Source organism: Ruegeria sp. CL5 (assembly GCF_056536485.1).
The window spans coordinates 183,479-200,468 of record NZ_JBQFPS010000008.1 but is presented as its reverse complement, the minus strand read 5'-3'; the positions used below and the strand labels follow the sequence as shown (position 1 = coordinate 200,468).

Annotated in this window: 16 protein-coding genes; 9 read left to right on the top strand and 7 right to left on the bottom strand. The window is 56.0% G+C overall.

The window, feature by feature from the left end; genetic code table 11:
- Positions 1-3 precede the first annotated feature (3 nt).
- Complete coding sequence (locus tag ACR0IU_RS15115; protein ID WP_260022948.1) at positions 4-489, bottom strand: Lrp/AsnC family transcriptional regulator; 486 nt, start codon at positions 487-489, stop codon at positions 4-6.
- A gap of 103 nt (positions 490-592) precedes the next feature.
- On the opposite strand from ACR0IU_RS15115, the gene putA reads away from it, so the two are divergent.
- Together putA and ACR0IU_RS15105 are read left to right on the top strand one after the other, a co-directional pair.
- Entirely contained in the window at positions 593-3,991 is a 3,399-nt protein-coding gene (gene putA / locus ACR0IU_RS15110) for a bifunctional proline dehydrogenase/L-glutamate gamma-semialdehyde dehydrogenase PutA (RefSeq protein WP_480716822.1), read from the top strand.
- A 42-nt stretch (positions 3,992-4,033) separates the two neighbouring features.
- Positions 4,034-4,777 carry a rhomboid family intramembrane serine protease gene (locus ACR0IU_RS15105; RefSeq protein WP_010441853.1) on the top strand — a complete coding sequence of 248 codons (744 nt, stop codon included), beginning with the start codon at positions 4,034-4,036 and terminating at the stop codon, positions 4,775-4,777.
- A 7-nt stretch (positions 4,778-4,784) separates the two neighbouring features.
- On the opposite strand, the gene ACR0IU_RS15100 is transcribed toward ACR0IU_RS15105, so the two are convergent.
- Positions 4,785-5,606, bottom strand: coding sequence for an IclR family transcriptional regulator (locus ACR0IU_RS15100; RefSeq protein ID WP_480716821.1), 822 nt, complete (start codon positions 5,604-5,606; stop codon positions 4,785-4,787).
- A 203-nt stretch (positions 5,607-5,809) separates the two neighbouring features.
- Here ACR0IU_RS15100 and bhcA point away from each other — a divergent pair, with 203 nt between their 5' ends.
- The 4 genes from bhcA (at position 5,810) to bhcD (ending at position 10,199) form a co-directional block, all read left to right on the top strand.
- Entirely contained in the window at positions 5,810-7,000 is a 1,191-nt protein-coding gene (gene bhcA / locus ACR0IU_RS15095; protein WP_480716820.1) for an L-aspartate--glyoxylate aminotransferase BhcA, read from the top strand.
- An 11-nt stretch (positions 7,001-7,011) separates the two neighbouring features.
- Positions 7,012-7,983: a beta-hydroxyaspartate dehydratase BhcB gene (gene bhcB / locus ACR0IU_RS15090; RefSeq protein WP_170772499.1), complete on the top strand. Its 972-nt coding sequence runs from the start codon at positions 7,012-7,014 to the stop codon at positions 7,981-7,983.
- An 11-nt stretch (positions 7,984-7,994) separates the two neighbouring features.
- Positions 7,995-9,158 (top strand): 3-hydroxy-D-aspartate aldolase BhcC, encoded by a 1,164-nt coding sequence (gene bhcC, locus ACR0IU_RS15085; protein ID WP_480716819.1) that lies wholly within the window; start codon positions 7,995-7,997, stop codon positions 9,156-9,158.
- 75 nt (positions 9,159-9,233) lie between these two features.
- Complete coding sequence (bhcD, locus tag ACR0IU_RS15080) at positions 9,234-10,199, top strand: iminosuccinate reductase BhcD (protein ID WP_480716818.1); 966 nt, start codon at positions 9,234-9,236, stop codon at positions 10,197-10,199.
- 56 nt (positions 10,200-10,255) lie between these two features.
- Here the strand turns inward: bhcD and ACR0IU_RS15075 are convergent, their stop codons facing one another.
- Positions 10,256-11,041: an inositol monophosphatase family protein gene (locus ACR0IU_RS15075; RefSeq protein ID WP_480716817.1), complete on the bottom strand. Its 786-nt coding sequence runs from the start codon at positions 11,039-11,041 to the stop codon at positions 10,256-10,258.
- Positions 11,042-11,136: 95 nt separating this feature from the next.
- Positions 11,137-12,042 (bottom strand): LysR family transcriptional regulator, encoded by a 906-nt coding sequence (locus ACR0IU_RS15070; RefSeq protein WP_010441846.1) that lies wholly within the window; start codon positions 12,040-12,042, stop codon positions 11,137-11,139.
- Positions 12,043-12,136: 94 nt separating this feature from the next.
- Between ACR0IU_RS15070 and metF the strand changes: the two genes are divergently transcribed.
- Both metF and ACR0IU_RS15060 read left to right on the top strand, forming a co-directional pair.
- Positions 12,137-13,003, top strand: coding sequence for a methylenetetrahydrofolate reductase [NAD(P)H] (metF, locus tag ACR0IU_RS15065; protein ID WP_480716816.1), 867 nt, complete (start codon positions 12,137-12,139; stop codon positions 13,001-13,003).
- Positions 13,004-13,206: 203 nt separating this feature from the next.
- Positions 13,207-13,869, top strand: coding sequence for a J domain-containing protein (locus ACR0IU_RS15060; RefSeq protein ID WP_480716843.1), 663 nt, complete (start codon positions 13,207-13,209; stop codon positions 13,867-13,869).
- A gap of 60 nt (positions 13,870-13,929) precedes the next feature.
- On the opposite strand, the gene ACR0IU_RS15055 is transcribed toward ACR0IU_RS15060, so the two are convergent.
- A complete protein-coding gene (locus ACR0IU_RS15055) occupies positions 13,930-14,448 on the bottom strand; it encodes a YHS domain-containing (seleno)protein (RefSeq protein WP_010441843.1) in 519 nt (172 codons plus the stop codon).
- A 243-nt stretch (positions 14,449-14,691) separates the two neighbouring features.
- Between ACR0IU_RS15055 and yghU the strand changes: the two genes are divergently transcribed.
- Positions 14,692-15,567 carry a glutathione-dependent disulfide-bond oxidoreductase gene (gene yghU, locus ACR0IU_RS15050; protein WP_319545030.1) on the top strand — a complete coding sequence of 292 codons (876 nt, stop codon included), beginning with the start codon at positions 14,692-14,694 and terminating at the stop codon, positions 15,565-15,567.
- Between the two features lie 9 nt (positions 15,568-15,576).
- On the opposite strand, the gene ACR0IU_RS15045 is transcribed toward yghU, so the two are convergent.
- Together ACR0IU_RS15045 and ACR0IU_RS15040 are read right to left on the bottom strand one after the other, a co-directional pair.
- Entirely contained in the window at positions 15,577-16,365 is a 789-nt protein-coding gene (locus ACR0IU_RS15045) for an SseB family protein (RefSeq protein WP_480716815.1), read from the bottom strand.
- Positions 16,358-16,945, bottom strand: a complete 588-nt coding sequence (locus tag ACR0IU_RS15040) for a uracil-DNA glycosylase family protein (RefSeq protein ID WP_170541217.1) — start codon at positions 16,943-16,945, stop codon at positions 16,358-16,360. The genes ACR0IU_RS15045 and ACR0IU_RS15040 overlap by 8 nt, the downstream gene beginning before the upstream one ends.
- Between the last annotated feature and the right edge of the window lie 45 nt (positions 16,946-16,990).

The window sequence follows — 16,990 nt, the reverse complement described above, 5'->3', positions numbered from 1 at the left end:
AGGTCAACCGTTTTCTAGCGGGGCGAGTAACCCCGTTTCTTTCACCGCCTCCATCGCCACGAAAGTAGAGGTATTCGCAACATGCGGCAGGGATGAGATTTTTTCGGCCAGAACAGTGCGGTATTCCGACATCGAACGGGTACGTATTTTGAGCAGGTAATCGAAGTTTGACGCGATCATGTGGGCCTGTTCAATCTCGGCAACCTTACGCACAGCCGCGTTAAACTCAGCCAGCGCCTTTTCGCGTGTATCCGTCAGACGCACTTCGACAAAGGCAACATGATCAAGGCCCAAACGGATCGGATCAAGCATGGCCCGGTATCCTGTGATGATCCCGTCCGCCTCAAGCCGCTTGAGTCGTGCTTGTGTCGGGGACTTCGATAGGCCGATCTTGCGCGCAAGATCTGTTACCGAAATGCGACCATCCTCGGCCAGCGCCGTGAGGATGGCCTGATCGAACTGATCAAGACCGGACAAGTCGTTTCGCATCATCTGACCCCAAAAAATCGGTACATTCGACTACCAGAAGAAAAAATTCAGTCCATTATCCCGCTCAGGGCCAGTTATATTAGGCAAAAGCCCCGGAGTACACATGTCACATTGCCTGCGCACCAAAATCGATACCCAAACCTACGTCGAGCAATCCACCGTGCTGGACGCTTTGATCGCTCAAGCCGACCTGTCACAAACTGACCGCGCCGACATCTGTAAGGCGGCAGCGCAGCTCGTGCGCGACATTCGCTCCAGCACGTCGCCCGGTATGATGGAGGTGTTTCTAGCCGAATACGGCCTGTCCACCGATGAAGGCGTCGCGCTAATGTGTCTTGCCGAGGCACTGCTGCGTGTCCCCGACGCGGACACTATCGACGCATTGATCGAAGACAAGATCGCGCCATCGGACTGGGGCAAGCACTTGGGACAATCATCCTCGTCGCTGGTGAACGCCTCAACATGGGCGCTGATGCTGACCGGGCGCGTTCTGGATGAGGACAAAACTTCGCCAGTGGGCGCTTTGCGCGGGGCAATCAAACGTTTGGGCGAGCCGGTAATCAGAACTGCCGTGGGTCGTGCGATGAAAGAAATGGGGCGCCAATTTGTTCTGGGCGAGACCATTCAGTCAGCCATGAAGCGCGCTGCGGGGATGGAGGACAAAGGATACACCTATTCCTACGACATGCTGGGCGAAGCCGCACGGACCGAAGCCGACGCCGCCCGCTATCATCTGTCCTATTCCCGTGCCATCGCCGCCATTGCCGAAGCCTGCACCCACAAAGACATCCGCGAAAACCCCGGTATCTCGGTCAAGCTGTCCGCGCTGCACCCCCGCTATGAACTGGCGCAAGAACAGCGGGTCATGGAGGAGTTGGTTCCCCGCCTTCGGGCTCTGGCACTGCTTGCAAAGGCCGCGGGCATGGGGCTGAATGTCGACGCAGAGGAGGCCGATCGCCTCTCTCTGTCGCTGCAGGTCATCGAAGAAGTCATGGCCGAGCCTGCACTGGCAGGCTGGGACGGGTTCGGCATTGTCGTACAAGCCTACGGCCCCCGCGCCGGTCTCGTGTTGGATACGCTCTACGAGATGGCCGAACGTCATGACCGCAAGCTGATGGTGCGGTTGGTGAAGGGCGCGTATTGGGACACCGAAATCAAGCGCGCTCAGGTCGAAGGCGTCGATGGGTTTCCGGTCTTCACCCAGAAGGCAGCGACCGATGTGTCCTACATCGCCAATGCTCGCAAGCTGCTGGATATGACCGACCGCATCTATCCGCAATTTGCCACCCATAACGCCCATACGGTCAGTGCAATCCTGCATATGGCTGACGACCAACCGTTCGAATTCCAGCGCCTGCACGGGATGGGCGAGACTCTGCATCAGATCGTGCGCGACAAGCAGAGCGCCCGCTGCCGTATCTACGCACCTGTCGGCGCGCACCGTGACCTGTTGGCCTATCTGGTGCGGCGTCTGCTGGAGAACGGGGCGAATTCGTCCTTCGTCAACCAGATTGTTGATGAAGATGTCGCACCGGAAATTGTTGCGGCAGACCCGTTCCAAGCCATTCAGACACCCGCAAAACCACTGCCGACCGGACCAGAATTGTTTGCGCCCGAGCGTCCGAACTCGAAAGGGTTCGATTTGCATCATACGCCAACACTAGACCGGGTCGACATTGCGCGCGATGCTTACCGCGCCCATCACTGGTACGCCCGGCCATTGCTTTCGGACGATGCTCAGCCCGAGTCAGATTTGCCTGTTATCAACCCGGCCCGGCCGCAGGACCGCCCGGGCTCAGTTGCTGTTGCCAGTCCGACCGATGTCGAGCTGGCGCTTGCCAGTGCCTGCCCATGGCAGGCCACGGCAGCCACCCGCGCTGAAGTCCTGAACAAAGCCGCCGACCTCTACGAGGCGCACTACGGCGAGCTATTCGCCCTGCTCGCTCGCGAAGCCGGGAAGTCTGTACCCGATGCGGTTGCCGAGCTACGCGAGGCTGTCGACTTCCTACGTTATTACGCCGCAAATATTCCGGCGGCCAAGCCAGCCGGGATTTTCACCTGTATAAGCCCTTGGAATTTCCCTCTGGCGATCTTCACGGGGCAAATTTCGGCGGCGCTGGCCACTGGCAACGCTGTGCTCGCCGCCCCTGCCCCGCAAACGCCCCTCATAGCACATCGCGCTGTTCAGTTGATGCACGAAGCAGGCGTCCCGCGCGATGTTCTGCAATTGTTGCCCGGAGGACCAAAAGTGGGTGCAGCGCTGACGTCGGACGAACGCGTCTCGGGTGTGGCCTTTACCGGTTCGACCGCAACCGCATTGAAAATTCGGTCTGCAATGGCCCAGCATATGCGTCCCGGCACACCTCTGATCGCCGAGACCGGCGGCTTGAACGCCATGATCGTGGACAGCACCGCCTTGCCGGAGCAAGCCGTACAATCGATCATCGAAAGCGCTTTCCAGTCAGCGGGACAACGGTGTTCCGCCCTACGCTGTCTCTATCTGCAGGAGGATATCGCCGAGGATGTTCTGACAATGCTGCAAGGGGCAATGGACGCTCTGCAAATTGGCGACCCTTGGCTGATCTCAACCGATTGTGGCCCAGTCATTGACGAGCAGGCTCGTCAGGGTATCGCAGATCACGTCGCCAAAGCGCGCGCAGAGGGGCGGGTTCTAAAAGAACTCTCTACCCCACCCGAAGGTACGTTCATCGCACCAACTCTGATCGAAATCCCCGGCATCTCAGCCTTAGAACGTGAAATATTCGGGCCGGTGTTGCATGTCGCCCGTTTCAAGGCGCAAGAGATCGACAAGGTTATCGCAGAAATCAACGCCACAGGATATGGCCTGACTTTCGGCTTACACACACGGATCGACGATCGCGTGCAGCATGTGACCGAAGCGATCCACGCCGGCAATATCTATGTCAACCGCAACCAGATCGGCGCAATCGTTGGCTCACAACCGTTCGGTGGTGAGGGTCTTTCGGGCACTGGGCCCAAAGCGGGCGGACCGAATTATATGGCGCGGTTCTGCGCCACGGATCGGCAGAATTCTTCGGGACACTGGGACAGTGCGGCAGAGATGAACGCACCCGAAGGACAACCTGCCCCACCTCGCACGCAATCGCTGCCCGGCCCAACCGGAGAATCAAACCGATTGACCGAATATGCGCGTGAGCCACTCTTGTGTATGGGCCCTGGACCCGATGCAGCCGAGGCACAGGCGCAGGCGGTTATAGGCTTGGGCGGAACGGCAGTCCGGATGGCCGGAGCGCTGGATTTACACCGGCTTGAAAACCTGACCGGTTTCTCGGGCGTTCTGTGGTGGGGCGACGACGACACCGCCCGCCAGATCGAGCAGCATCTGGCCCGGCGCAATGGTCCGATTATCTCACTGATACCCGGTCATCCTGACCGTGCGCGTGTTCTTGGCGAACGCCATGTCTGCGTCGACACGACCGCTGCCGGAGGTAATGCCGCACTACTCGGAGGTGCGGCATAACCGGGCCTTGACGCTGGGCGGTGAAAAGCCCAGCGTCGCGCCATGTTTCCGATCCGCGATCATAACCCTTCGGGGCGTACTCCGTATGTCGTCTATGCCCTTCTGGCGGCAAATATCCTGATCTTCCTCGGCTATGTAGGGATCATGGACGATGCGCGGGCCATGAATCGGCTCTACTTCGACTACGCCGTCATTCCTGCACGGATCACCGACGGCTATGGGCTCGAGACGCTTGTGACTTCAATGTTCCTGCACGGGGGCTGGATGCATTTGGCCGGGAACATGCTGTTTTTATGGATCTTCGGCGATAATCTCGAAGATGAAATGGGGCATGTTCTGTTTCTTGTATTCTATCTGCTGGCGGGGATCGGCGCGGGGCTTATCCACGTTGTCTCGGCACCTGGCTCTTTGGTGCCGACAATCGGCGCTTCCGGCGCTATTGCCGGGGTCATGGGCGGTTATCTTCTGCTTTTCCCAAAGGCGCGCGTCGATATCCTTTTGATCCTGATTGTCTATATTCGGATATTCACCATCCCGGCATTTGTCATGCTTGGGGTCTGGCTGGGTCTTCAGTTCTTTGGAAGCCTGTCCAGCAACCCTGATGAGGGTGGCGTTGCCTATTGGGCCCATACCGGAGGGTTCTTTGTTGGCCTGATCCTGTGTGTCCCTCTTTGGCTCAAGCGCGGAGGCCCTGGATTCTGGGACCGCACCCATGGCCATCCTCCACACCCGGGACACAAGTATAAGCTGTCGCAATCACGTATTCCCAAAGTGCCGCGCAAGTAATCGCGGATCACTGGCTGGGCGATCCACCTCCACTCAGATGGGTAATCTCCTGTGCCGCGTTTCGTACCAGCATACCCAGCTCAGGCGCGCGATCGAGGCTGAACCGCACAGTTGGGCCGGACACTGAGATGCCTGCGCAGGGTTCGGCGCGATCATTGAAAATCGCCGCGCCAATGCAGGACATGCCCTCGTAGCGCTCTTCATGATCGTAAGACCAGCCGCGCCTACGGGTCTCCGCCAGATCGTCATGCAGCCCTGCTTGGGGGAGATTGGTGTTCTCAGTAAAGGCAATCAAGTCAGTCCGAGCCAACACCTTGTTTAAACCATCCTCGCTCAGAGCAGCGAGAATCGCCTTCCCCGTACCCGAAGCATACATTGGAGTTCGCGCACCTGGCGGAAAGAAGGCCCGGATCGGATTTTGGGTTTCAACCTGCCCGACAAAGACAACTTCTGGCCCATCAGGCACCGCCAGATTAGCGGTCTCACCACTGTCCAGCATCAGACGACGAAGGATCGGCCTACCAATCTCGAGAACGTTATTGCGTCGAAGGAAAGATGCACCAGTCCGGTAGGCTTCGATACCGACCATCCACTCTTGCCGCTCTTCGTCGAAACTGACGAACCCGTGCTTCTGCAATGTCACCAGAATACGGTGCGTGGTGGCAGTTGGTATATCGACCTCGCGTGCCAGGTCACTTAGCGCGACACGTTCCAGCCCGGCGACGGTTGTAAGTACGCCCAGCGCTCGGTCCAGCGACTGCATGGTTCCGGCTGAGCTTTCCTTGAACATCGATTTCGGCCGACCACGAGGCCTTTTCTGAGACTCCATTTTCTAGCTCACCTTCCGATATTAGTGTCCGTACTGATTCAAGTTTTTCAGATCGCAATTCCATGGCAATAAAATTGAGAAACTAAATTCCCATCCATTTCAGCGCCTTATCTATTTAATGAATAAAATGAAAATGTTTTTCAAGAAAATTGCAACCTAGACCCGTTCCAGCGACACTTATTTCCAAAGCAGAGGATTGAGTCATGTCGAACCAAAACCCGGTCTTTATCCCAGGCCCAACCAACATACCTGATCGCTTGCGCCTTGCCATGCAGGTGCAGACACAAGATCACCGCGCCCCGGATTTCGTTGAGACTTTCGCCCCGGTGCTGGAGGATACAAAGAAAGTCTTCGGCACGACCGAGGGTCAGATCATCACCTTCCCCGCCAGCGGCACCGGGGGTTGGGAGGCAGCGATCACTAATACGCTCAGCCCAGGAGACAAGATTTTGGTCGCGCGTTACGGCGTTTTCAGTCACCGCTGGATTGACCTGTGCGAACGGCATGGGCTGGACGTTCAGATCGTCGAATGCACGTGGGGCACTGGTGCACCTGCAGACCGCTTTGAAGCGATCCTGTCAGCTGACAAAGCGCAGGACATCAAGGCCGTTTTGGTAACCCACAATGAAACCGCAACCGGAGTGCGTTCTGACATCAGGGCCGTACGGCACGCTATGAACGCGGCAAATCATCCAGCGATGATGTTTGTGGATTGCGTCAGCTCGCTGGCCTCGATGCCATTTGAATTCGATCAGTGGGGCGTCGATATCGCTGTCTCGGGATCGCAAAAAGGGTTCATGCTGGCGACCGGCATGGCAATCCTGTGTGTTAGCCCCAAGGCGCTGGCAGCAATGGAAACTGCGAAGCTGCCCCGGACATTCTTTGATTTTCGTGACATGATGGCGGCAAATGCCTCGGGTGGATTTCCTTACACGCCTCCGTTGCAACTGATCTACGGTATGCGCGAAAGCCTGAAGATGTTGTTCGAGGAAGGACTGGACAATGTTTATGCCCGCCACACGCGCCTGGCCGAAGGGGTTCGACGCGCGGCCAACGCATGGGGGCTGAAACTCGTCGCGCAGACTCCGGATCTATATTCTGATACTGTCAGCGCGATCTATGTGCCCGAAGGGTTCGACAGTAACGAACTGACCGACCATGCCTTTAACTCCTACGGCGTTTCGTTCGGCATCGGGTTGGGAGAGTTGAATGGCAAAGCCTTCCGCATCGGCCATCTGGGCAGTCTGACGGATGTGATGGTTCTGTCAGGTTTGGCCACGATAGAAATGGCGATGGCCGATCTGAACTATCCAATTGAGCTGGGCAGCGGCGTCGCGGCGGCACAAGAATTTTATCGCGCTGGAACATCCGGCCACGCCAAAGCTGCAGCCTGAGGAGGACCATAATGTTGGATCAAATCCCAGTTGCTGACCTGACTATTGAAGATATGCGGGCAGCGCATGAAAGGATCAGGCCACATATTCGGCGCACACCGGTTATGACTTCTGATTACCTAAATGACCTGACTGGCGCACAGCTGTTCTTCAAGTGTGAGAACTTTCAAGAGGCCGGCGCTTTCAAAGTGCGCGGAGCCAGCAACGCTGTCTTTGGTTTAAGCGATGAGATGGCAACCAAGGGCGTTTGCACCCATTCCAGCGGAAACCACGCACTGTCTCTTTCATATGCTGCGGGTCGCCGAGGTATTCCTTGTAATGTGGTCATGCCGCGAACAGCCCCGCAAGCCAAGAAAGACGCAGTACGTCGCTATGGTGGTACGATCACCGAATGCGAGCCTTCAACCTCTTCCCGCGAAGCAACGTTCGCCGAGATTCAGGCCAGAACCGGGGGCGAATTCGTACACCCTTATAATGACCCGCGCGTCATCACTGGTCAGGCGACCTGTTCGGCCGAGTTGCTGGAGCAAACGGATGGTGTGGATGCGGTAATCGCACCGATCGGGGGCGGAGGCATGGTCTCGGGCACTTGCCTAACTGTATCAAACCTAGCACCGGAAACCGCAATCTACGCGGCTGAACCCGAGCAGGCGGACGATGCGTACCGTTCATTCAAAGCAGGTCACATTATCGCGGATGATGCCCCGAAAACGGTGGCCGATGGTCTGTTGGTGCCGCTCAAGGAAAACACCTGGCACTTCGTTTCAAACTACGTGACCGACATCTTCACCGCCTCCGAACAAGAAATCATCGACGCGATGAAGCTCACCTGGAAATACCTGCGGGTAGTGATGGAGCCATCTTCAGCTGTCCCGCTTGCGACCATTATCAAGAACCCTGACACATTCCGAGGCAAGCGGGTCGGAGTGATCATCACAGGTGGCAACGTGGATTTGGACAAACTGCCCTGGCTCAATGGGTAAGGAGAAACAGGATGAATAAACCGATGAACATTGATCAGCTTGAAGTTGGCTACGACATCCCTGCCGCAATCGGTATGGATGAAAGTGAAATTCAGACGCCCTGCCTGATCCTCGATCTGGACGCGCTTGAGCGGAATATCAAAAAGATGGGCGATTACGCCAAGGCCCATGGGATGCGCCATCGGGTGCATGGCAAAATGCACAAATCGGTAGATGTGGCGAAACTGCAGGAAAAGCTGGGCGATGCCGTTGGCGTTTGCTGCCAGAAAGTGTCCGAAGCCGAGGTGTTCGCCCGTGGTGGTATCAAAGACATTTTGGTGTCCAACCAAGTGCGCGATCCGGCCAAGATCGATCGTTTGGCACGCTTGCCTCAGTTGAGTGCGCGTACGATTGTGTGCGTCGATGACATCGAGAATATCTCCGACCTGTCCGAAGCGGCGCAACGCCACGGGACCGATCTGGAAGTATTCGTTGAAATCGACTGCGGTGCCGGTCGGTGTGGGGTAACAACGACCGAGGATGTCGTTGCCATCGCCAAGGCTGCCGAAGCTGCGCCAAACCTGAAATTCACTGGCATTCAGGCCTATCAGGGCGCGATGCAGCACCTTGATACCTATGAGGCCCGAAAAGAGAAACTGGATGCCGCCATCGCTATGGTCGAAGACGCGTATGACGGCCTAAAGAGCGCTGGTATCGACTGCGAGCTTGTCTCGGGCGGTGGAACGGGATCGTACTACTTTGAAGCCAACTCAGGCGTGTATAATGAACTGCAATGTGGGTCCTACGCCTTCATGGATGCCGATTATGGCCGAATTCTCGATAAGGATGGCAACCGGATTGACCAAGGCGAATGGGAAAACGCGCTGTTCATTCTGACCAGCGTGATGAGCCATGCCAAAGCTGATAAGGCGATCTGTGATGCAGGTCTTAAGGCGCAATCAGTCGATAGCGGCCTGCCCTTCATATTTGGACGCGACGATGTGGAATACCTCAAATGTTCTGACGAGCACGGGGTCATCGGTGATCCAAACGGCGCGTTAAAGGTAAACGACAGATTACGGCTTGTACCGGGGCATTGCGACCCGACCTGCAATGTTCATGACTGGTACGTTGGTGTGCGGAACGGAAAAGTCGAAGCGCTTTGGCCAGTCTCGGCACGCGGCAAGGCCTATTGATCATAGCAGGAAAGGCAGGCGGCTCATGTCGCCTGTCTAACCGTAGATCATCAGTACTCACGAAAGGCAAAATAGATGATCATCGTTCCTGAAAAGGAAATCGGCGCTCTGCTGGGCCGCAACGAAAGCTACGAGGCGATCGAACAGGTATTTGCCGCAATGGCGGCAGGAGATGCCTATAATTTTCCAGTCGTGCGCGAAGCCATTGGCCATGCAAACGCGCTTTATGGCTTCAAGGGCGGATTTGATCGGGCGGGCATGACGCTTGGCCTCAAGGCCGGTGGATATTGGCCCAACAATCTGGAAACGAACGGGCTGATCAATCATCAATCCACCGTATTCCTGTTTGATCCTGATACGGGCCGGGTGAAGGCGATTGTCGGAGGCAATTTGCTGACAGCCCTGCGCACGGCGGCTGCCTCATCCGTATCCATCAACCATCTGGCAATTAAAGACGCCAAGGTGATCGGCATGGTCGGTGCGGGCCATCAGGCCAAGTTCCAATTGCGTGCTGCGTTGGAGCAAAGAGAGTTTGAGAAGGTCATCGGCTGGAATCTGCACCCCGATATGTTGCCCAACATCGAAGAAGTCGCGTCTGAGGCTGGCCTGCCCTTTGAAGCTGTTGAATTGCCCGGCATGGTCGAGGCGGATGTGATCATCACGATTACATCGTCATTTGCGCCTACTCTGATGTCGGATCATGTATCAGACGGCACACATGTCGCCTGCATGGGCACCGATACGGTTGGCAAACAAGAAGTCGGGGTCGACCTGATCAACCGCGCCACTGTCTTTACGGATGAGGTCGCTCAGTCCATCACACTGGGCGAATGTCAGCACGCAGTCTCCAGTGGATCGAAAAACGAAACCGATATCCGGCAGATTGGTGAAGTCATCAATGGCACACATCCCGGACGGCAATCCGATCAAGAGGTCACACTATTCGATGGAACGGGCGTCGGGTTGCAGGACTTGGCCGTCGCAAGCGCTGTGGTCGAGCTTGCTGTTGAGCAAGGGATCGCGATCGAAGTGGATTTCTAGACAAATACGCGCGCTCCAATCGGGCGCGCGTTCATCTATTACGCTGGAAGAGCCGTTCAGCCCCGGATCACTTTGGCAAAGTTGTCAAAGATCGGCTCATTCGCACAAACTACTTCGCCATCTTCAAGCACGCTGCCTTCGGGGTTCAGCGCCTGAACGAACCCGCCTGCTTCTTTCACGATGATGATGCCCGCTGCCACGTCCCACGCGTTGAGCCGGCGTTCCCAGAAGCCCTCATAACGACCTGCGGCAACATAAGCCATGTCCAGAGCAGCCGCACCCCAGCGGCGCACACCAGCACAGGCTGGCATCAAACGGGCGAGATCCTGAAGGGTCGCAGGCAGGTCCGAACGGCCGCCGAATGGCAAACCGGTTGAGAAGATCGACTCGATCATACGGTGCCGTCCCGAGACACGAATGCGCATGTCGTTCATCCACGCACCCTCGCCTTTTTCGGCAAAGAACATCTCGTCCTTGGCTGGGTCATAGATCACACCGGAGACGATCTTGCCCTTGTGTTCGAGAGCGATCGAGACAGCCCAATGCGGCAGGCCGTGCAGGAAGTTGGTGGTCCCGTCCAGCGGGTCAACAATCCAGCGGCGGGTCGGGTCTTCGCCATCAATCGCACCACCTTCTTCGGCCAGCCAGCCATAGGTCGGGCGGGCACCCAGCAGTTCCTCTTTCAAAATTGCTTCGGCCGCAATGTCGGCCTTGGACACAAAGTCGCCTGCGCCCTTCATCGACACCTGCAGGTTCTCGACTTCACGAAAATCCTTGACCAGAGAACGCCCCGCTTTCCGCGCGGCTTTGATCATGATGTTGAGATTTGCACTGCCAACCATTTTAAATAGGCTCCTGTCCGGTCAAGCCGCGCGTATACTGGGGCAACGCGCCCTTGCCAAGAGGAATGATGCGCATGGCTGATCTGAGTCTGGCGCTATTGCGTCTGCAGCTTGCGCGCCTCAGTCCGGGCCAGTTTTACCAGCTCTTGCACAAAGGGTTTTTCAAGGTCCTCACTGCGTACTGCAGCATAAAGCCTGCGGGTGATCCCATCTTTGGTCAGTGGGCGGGTTACATAGTCTGAATTGTACTTCACCTCACGCACAACCCAATCCGGCAGAACTGAAATACCTCGGTTCGACGCAACCAACAAAAGGATCACAGCTGTCAGTTCAACCTGACGGATTGTGGCGGGTTCAACACGAGCCGGGATTAGTAACTGGCTGAATACGTCTAGACGTGTCCGTTCGACCGGATAGGTGATCAGTGTCTGGCCGCGAAAGTCCTCGGCATCTATGAATGGTTTATCAGCCAGCGGGTGCGAGGACGCCGCAACAAACACGGCTTGATAGTCAAAGAGTTCAATAAACTCGACACCCGGCAAATCTTCAGGGTCGGAGGAGACCACAAGATCTACCTCTTCCTTCTGCAACGCAGGCAGCGCGTCGAATGCGAGACCTGGGCGAATGTCTACATCGACATCAGACCAGGATTTTCGGAAGGCTTCGAGCACAGGGAACAGCCATTCGAAACAAGCATGACATTCGATCGCAATATGCATACGCCCGGTGCGACCGTCGCGCAGCGATGAAAACTCATCCTGCATTGCCTCGACCTGCGGCAGTATTTGCTCTGCCAGCCGCAACAGTCGCAGACCGGCTGCAGACAGTTTCATTGGCTTGGACCGGCGCAGGAACAATTCAACCCCGGCCTGATCCTCTAAGCCTTTGATCTGATGGCTCAATGCTGACTGGGTAATGTTTAATTGATCAGCAGCACGTGCCAAACCACCACATTCGTGGATGGCTTTGATCGTCCGCAGATGTCGGAACTCAATATGCATATGCTGCGTGACTCATGTTGTTGTTGAATAATATGAGTTTGTCTCACAACACCTCAGGTGGCACAAGAGCGTAAATAACAGTTACGAGGCCATTATGACCAAGCCTGAGATCTCATTCGAATTTTTCCCGCCCCAGACGCTGGAGGCCTCGTTTCGCCTGTGGGATACGGTGCAGACGCTGGCTCCGCTGAACCCTCGCTTTGTGTCCGTCACCTATGGCGCTGGGGGCACGACGCGCGAACTGACACGTGATGCGGTTGCAACCCTGCACAAATCTTCAGGCCTGCCCGTTGCCGCGCATCTGACCTGTGTAGATGCCTCGCGTCAGGAAACCCTTGAGATTGCCGATACGTTCGCACGCGCAGGAGTTCAGGATATCGTCGCGCTTCGCGGCGATCCTCCCAAGGGACAGGACCGGTTCCAGCCACATCCGGAAGGATTTGCCAATTCGGTAGAATTGATATCCGCGCTGGCAGAAACGGAGATGTTCAGTATTCGCGTCGGTGCCTATCCTGACATCCACCCCGAGGCACAGAACGCCCGCACCGATGTGGATTGGCTAAAGGCAAAACTGGACGCGGGTGCGGACGAAGCGCTAACCCAGTTCTTTTTCGAAGCCGAGACTTTTTTCCGATTCCGAGATGAATGCGAAAAAGCGGGTATTGATAAGCCAATCGTGCCCGGAATTCTTCCAATCGAAAACTGGAAAGGGGCACGCAAATTCGCAAAACGCTGTGGAACCCGAGTACCCGAGTGGATCGAAAATGCATTTGAGAAGGCGATCCGCGACGATCGCGAAGACCTTCTTGCCACTGCGCTTTGCACCGAACTCTGCTCGGACCTGATCGAAGGTGGTGTGGACAAGTTGCATTTCTACACGCTCAATCGCCCTGAACTGACCCGCGATGTGTGTTTCGCATTGGGTATTACACCTCAGACCGAATTGCAGAACGTCGCTTGAACTTGTGGCCTGTCCGGTGGCAAATCTGTCGCTGGGCACACCCACCACTACCGATGTGCGGCACGCCGATTAGAGCGCGGGCGACAATCCAGAATTGATACCAGCAACTGTTGCTGGGATTAACGCTAATATCTAAGAAAATTTGACAACAATGTGATCGATGGCACTCTGAGCGCAGTGTAGTTTTAATGAGTGTTATCAGTATGGAGCCAGTGAGCAAAGTTAAGGCTCGGGCAGAAGCGTTGCAGGTTCTTGGCCTGCCTATCCACGCCAACGCAAACGACATCAGAGACGCCTGGCGCAATATCGCCTTTCATGATCACCCTGATCATACAGATGGTGACCATTCGGTTTTTTCCAAAGCCAAGTCGGCTTACGATTTTCTGCGTAGCGAGGGTCTGACCCGAAAGGGCGTGACGAGTTCGTCGACACCACGTCGTCCACGCCTAAAGAAACGTGTGATCGAACTGGACGCCGATGAGATCAATGCTTGCCGTGATTTGCTAAATCCCGAATACGTGCTTTCAGATATGTCTGCGATTGACCACGCCGCGACGAGCGACGACCAAGATCAGTCATCTGACCATGTGCCAGATGCAATCGGCTGTTTCGGACGTGACCTGACTTACTTCGTCGCGTCTTCTGTCTGTGAGGGTGAAAACCGAGTCGCCTTGCCAACCTCGGTTCTGGCAAGTTGCAGGAAAACTGAAACCGAGATTTTGACATTTAAATCCAAAGGTGCGGGTTCGGGTGAAATTGTCATTCCCGACCCTATACGCGAACGGAAGTTTCCCGGTGCCCGAAACGTTAGGATTCGGTTTGAAGCAGACCAGCAAATGCGGGATTTGTTTGAGTTGGCAGGGTGAAAGAACCTACCAGCAAAATAAGCCCGGCCGTTAAGGCCGGGCTTATTTTTTTCACCAATATCAGTTGGACACTGGACCTTCCGAAGTAAATTTCGGGATCACGCTGGTAGACGCCGCGTCGGGTTCGATACCCGGCCAGTTGCCTTCTGCCAAATTGATGTTGCCGGGAACGTCCTCTTCCCAAAAGCCGACGACTACATCGGTGATGTTCAGATACAGTTTGTCATCGACGATCCGCCACAGGTTCGGGTTGGCCGGAACCTTGCCGCCACGCGACACGCCATAGGCGCAGTGCCCATCATATTGCGGCGCATAATAGGCCGGATTTTCGAGAAACTTGTCGCGGTTTTCTTCAGTCGAAAATGCCCAGGTCGCACCGTTATAATCGGCAGTGATGTCAGACCGGCCGCGAACTGCCTCGGGCTGCGATTGACCCACGGCTACTTGATCCAAGTCGCGATAGGCGACGACGTCATACCCTGACACCGCAAATCCGGTACCATCAACATATTGATCTCCTGCGAATGCAGGCATGGCGAAAGCCATCGTCGCTGCAAGGGTCAGTGCAAAGCGTTTCATGTGAATTGTCCTCATGTCCTATCGGTTTCTGGGCACCCGTGCTACGGGGCTGCTCAGACAATAGGTGTTTTTGGCCTCGCGCGAAGACCCACTCGCGCCGCTGTGAAAACGAATTGGGAATTGTGAGGTGTATCCGGGGGATTGTTACAAAATTCCCGCGGTGTTTGGGGTTGGACTCTGAGTTCTGCAATATTAGCTGTTGATTTAGCGGTCCATTGGCCAGCAACGCAGGAAAGGCATGATATGAGCGAACAATCCACCTATACCCCTCCTAAGGTCTGGACGTGGGACAGTGAAAGCGGCGGACAATTTGCCAATATCAACCGGCCAATTGCTGGGGCCACACATGACAAGGACCTTCCGGTCGGAAAGCACCCTCTGCAGCTTTATTCGCTCGCTACACCCAACGGCGTCAAAGTCACTGTAATGCTCGAAGAGCTGCTGGCTCTGGGCCACAGTGGGGCAGAGTACAATGCCTGGCTGGTCAATATTGGCGAAGGCGACCAGTTTAGTTCGGGCTTTGTCGGAGCCAACCCCAACTCGAAAATTCCCGCGCTTTGGGATCATTCGGATGAAACACCTGTGCGCGTGTTCGAAAGTGCCTCAATTCTTATGCATCTGGCAGAGAAGTTCGGTGAGTTTCTACCCGCGAGTGGTGCGGAACGGACTGAGGTTATGAACTGGTTATTCTGGCAGATGGGCAGCGCACCCTATCTGGGTGGCGGCTTTGGCCACTTCTACGCCTACGCCCCTGAGAAGTGGCAATACCCGATTGACCGTTTCGCCATGGAAGCCAAACGCCAGTTGGACGTATTGGATCGGGAACTTGCTGAAAAGACCTATATCGCTGGCGAAGAATATACGATCGCCGATATGGCTATCTGGCCTTGGTACGGACAACTGGTTCTGGGCCGTCTATACGATGCGGCGGAATTCCTTGATGTCGAAAGCTACAAGAACGTAATGCGGTGGGCCAAAGCAATCGACGCGCGCCCAGCCGTTCAGCGTGGTCGAATGGTCAATCGCCCATTTGGCGAACCTCACACTCAATTGCACGAACGTCACGATGCAAGCGACTTTGAGACGCGAACACAGGACAAGCTGGAAGCGGCAGACTAACGCGCTTTGTTATTTCAGGATCGGGGGTCGCTCAGGATCACTGCCTGGGGCGGCCCTTTCAATTTGCGGGGCCTGCGGCTGGGGTAAATCGAACCTAAGTCCGACCTTTGCCAGCGCGGCGGCGGCCGGCTCATCCGCTTCAAAGAACCCGACATCCAATGCACCCGCCTCGATCCCCGAAAATGTCAGCGCCTCAGAAACGGCGCGCGCCAGAGCAGGCTGCGCGTTTTCAACTGCCGAGACAAATCCCAAAAGATGGCCCCGCCCGCCATCATCCGTCTTCGTTCCCACTAGAAAAGCTGCAGTGGCGAGTCCTGCTGCAGTCGCCAGCTTGGTATCAAGTGCAGTCAGCAATTTATCTGGCAGACCGGCGGGTGGGTGAAATTCAGCAAGCCTCTGCTGCACTTCTTGCGGACCGTGCTGCAGCGTGCTTTCCAACCAGCCCAACGCCTCGGTCGGGATCAACATCGACGACGGAGCGGTCTCAAGGTTCAGGCCCAAACCAATTCCCTGCCCTGACAGCATTCCGGATAAAACACGCCCGGACAGAGCAACATACGGAACCGGATGCCCTGCGAACTCTGCCAAACGTTCCTCAAGATCAAAGGCCAGCACGAAACGGCCATCAGCCACATCGAAGAGCTCAGGCGAAATATTCTCGTCCCTGGCCTCTTCCGACAGCATCAGGAACAGCTCGCTGTCGGCTAACCTTTCAAAGAAACGCAGCCGTGCTGAATCGTCTTCTGGCGCTGCAAGCATAGCGGCATGTGCAGCATCTAAAGCTGTAGTTTCAGTCATTCAGAACCTCTTGCACCCGTTGCCGGAGAACCGGCAAAAGCTCGGCCTCAAACCAGGGGTTTTTCTTCAGCCAAGCCGTATTGCGCCAAGACGGGTGAGGCAAGGCAAAGACCCGCGGCGCATGGTCTCTCCAACGGCTGACGGTCTCGGTGACCGGCGTTTTCACACCCAGATGGTATTTGTGCGCGTGACCGCCAACGAGGATTGTCAGCGGCACCTCTCCCAGCGCATTCATCACTTTTTCATGCCATGTGCGCCCACATAGCGGCGGTGGTGGCAGGTCGGCCTTACGCTCATTATATCCAGGAAAACAAAATGCCATCGGCACAATCGATACCCGCGAGCGGTCATAAAAGCCTTGTTCGTCCAGTCCCAACCAATCCCTTAGGCGATCACCCGAAGGATCGGTAAAGGGCTTTCCCGACAGGTGCACCCGAGCCCCCGGTGCCTGACCCGCGATCAGAATTCGTGCACCGGAATGGAACCAGACAACCGGGCGCGGCTTGTGCGCGGTAGCCGTCTGCGCAAACCTGTCCGCGCAAAGTCGGCACTCTGCGATATCCTTAATGAGCGACTTCATCGGATTGAATCGTTCCCGCAATGAACACTCGATTAAGATAGGAAT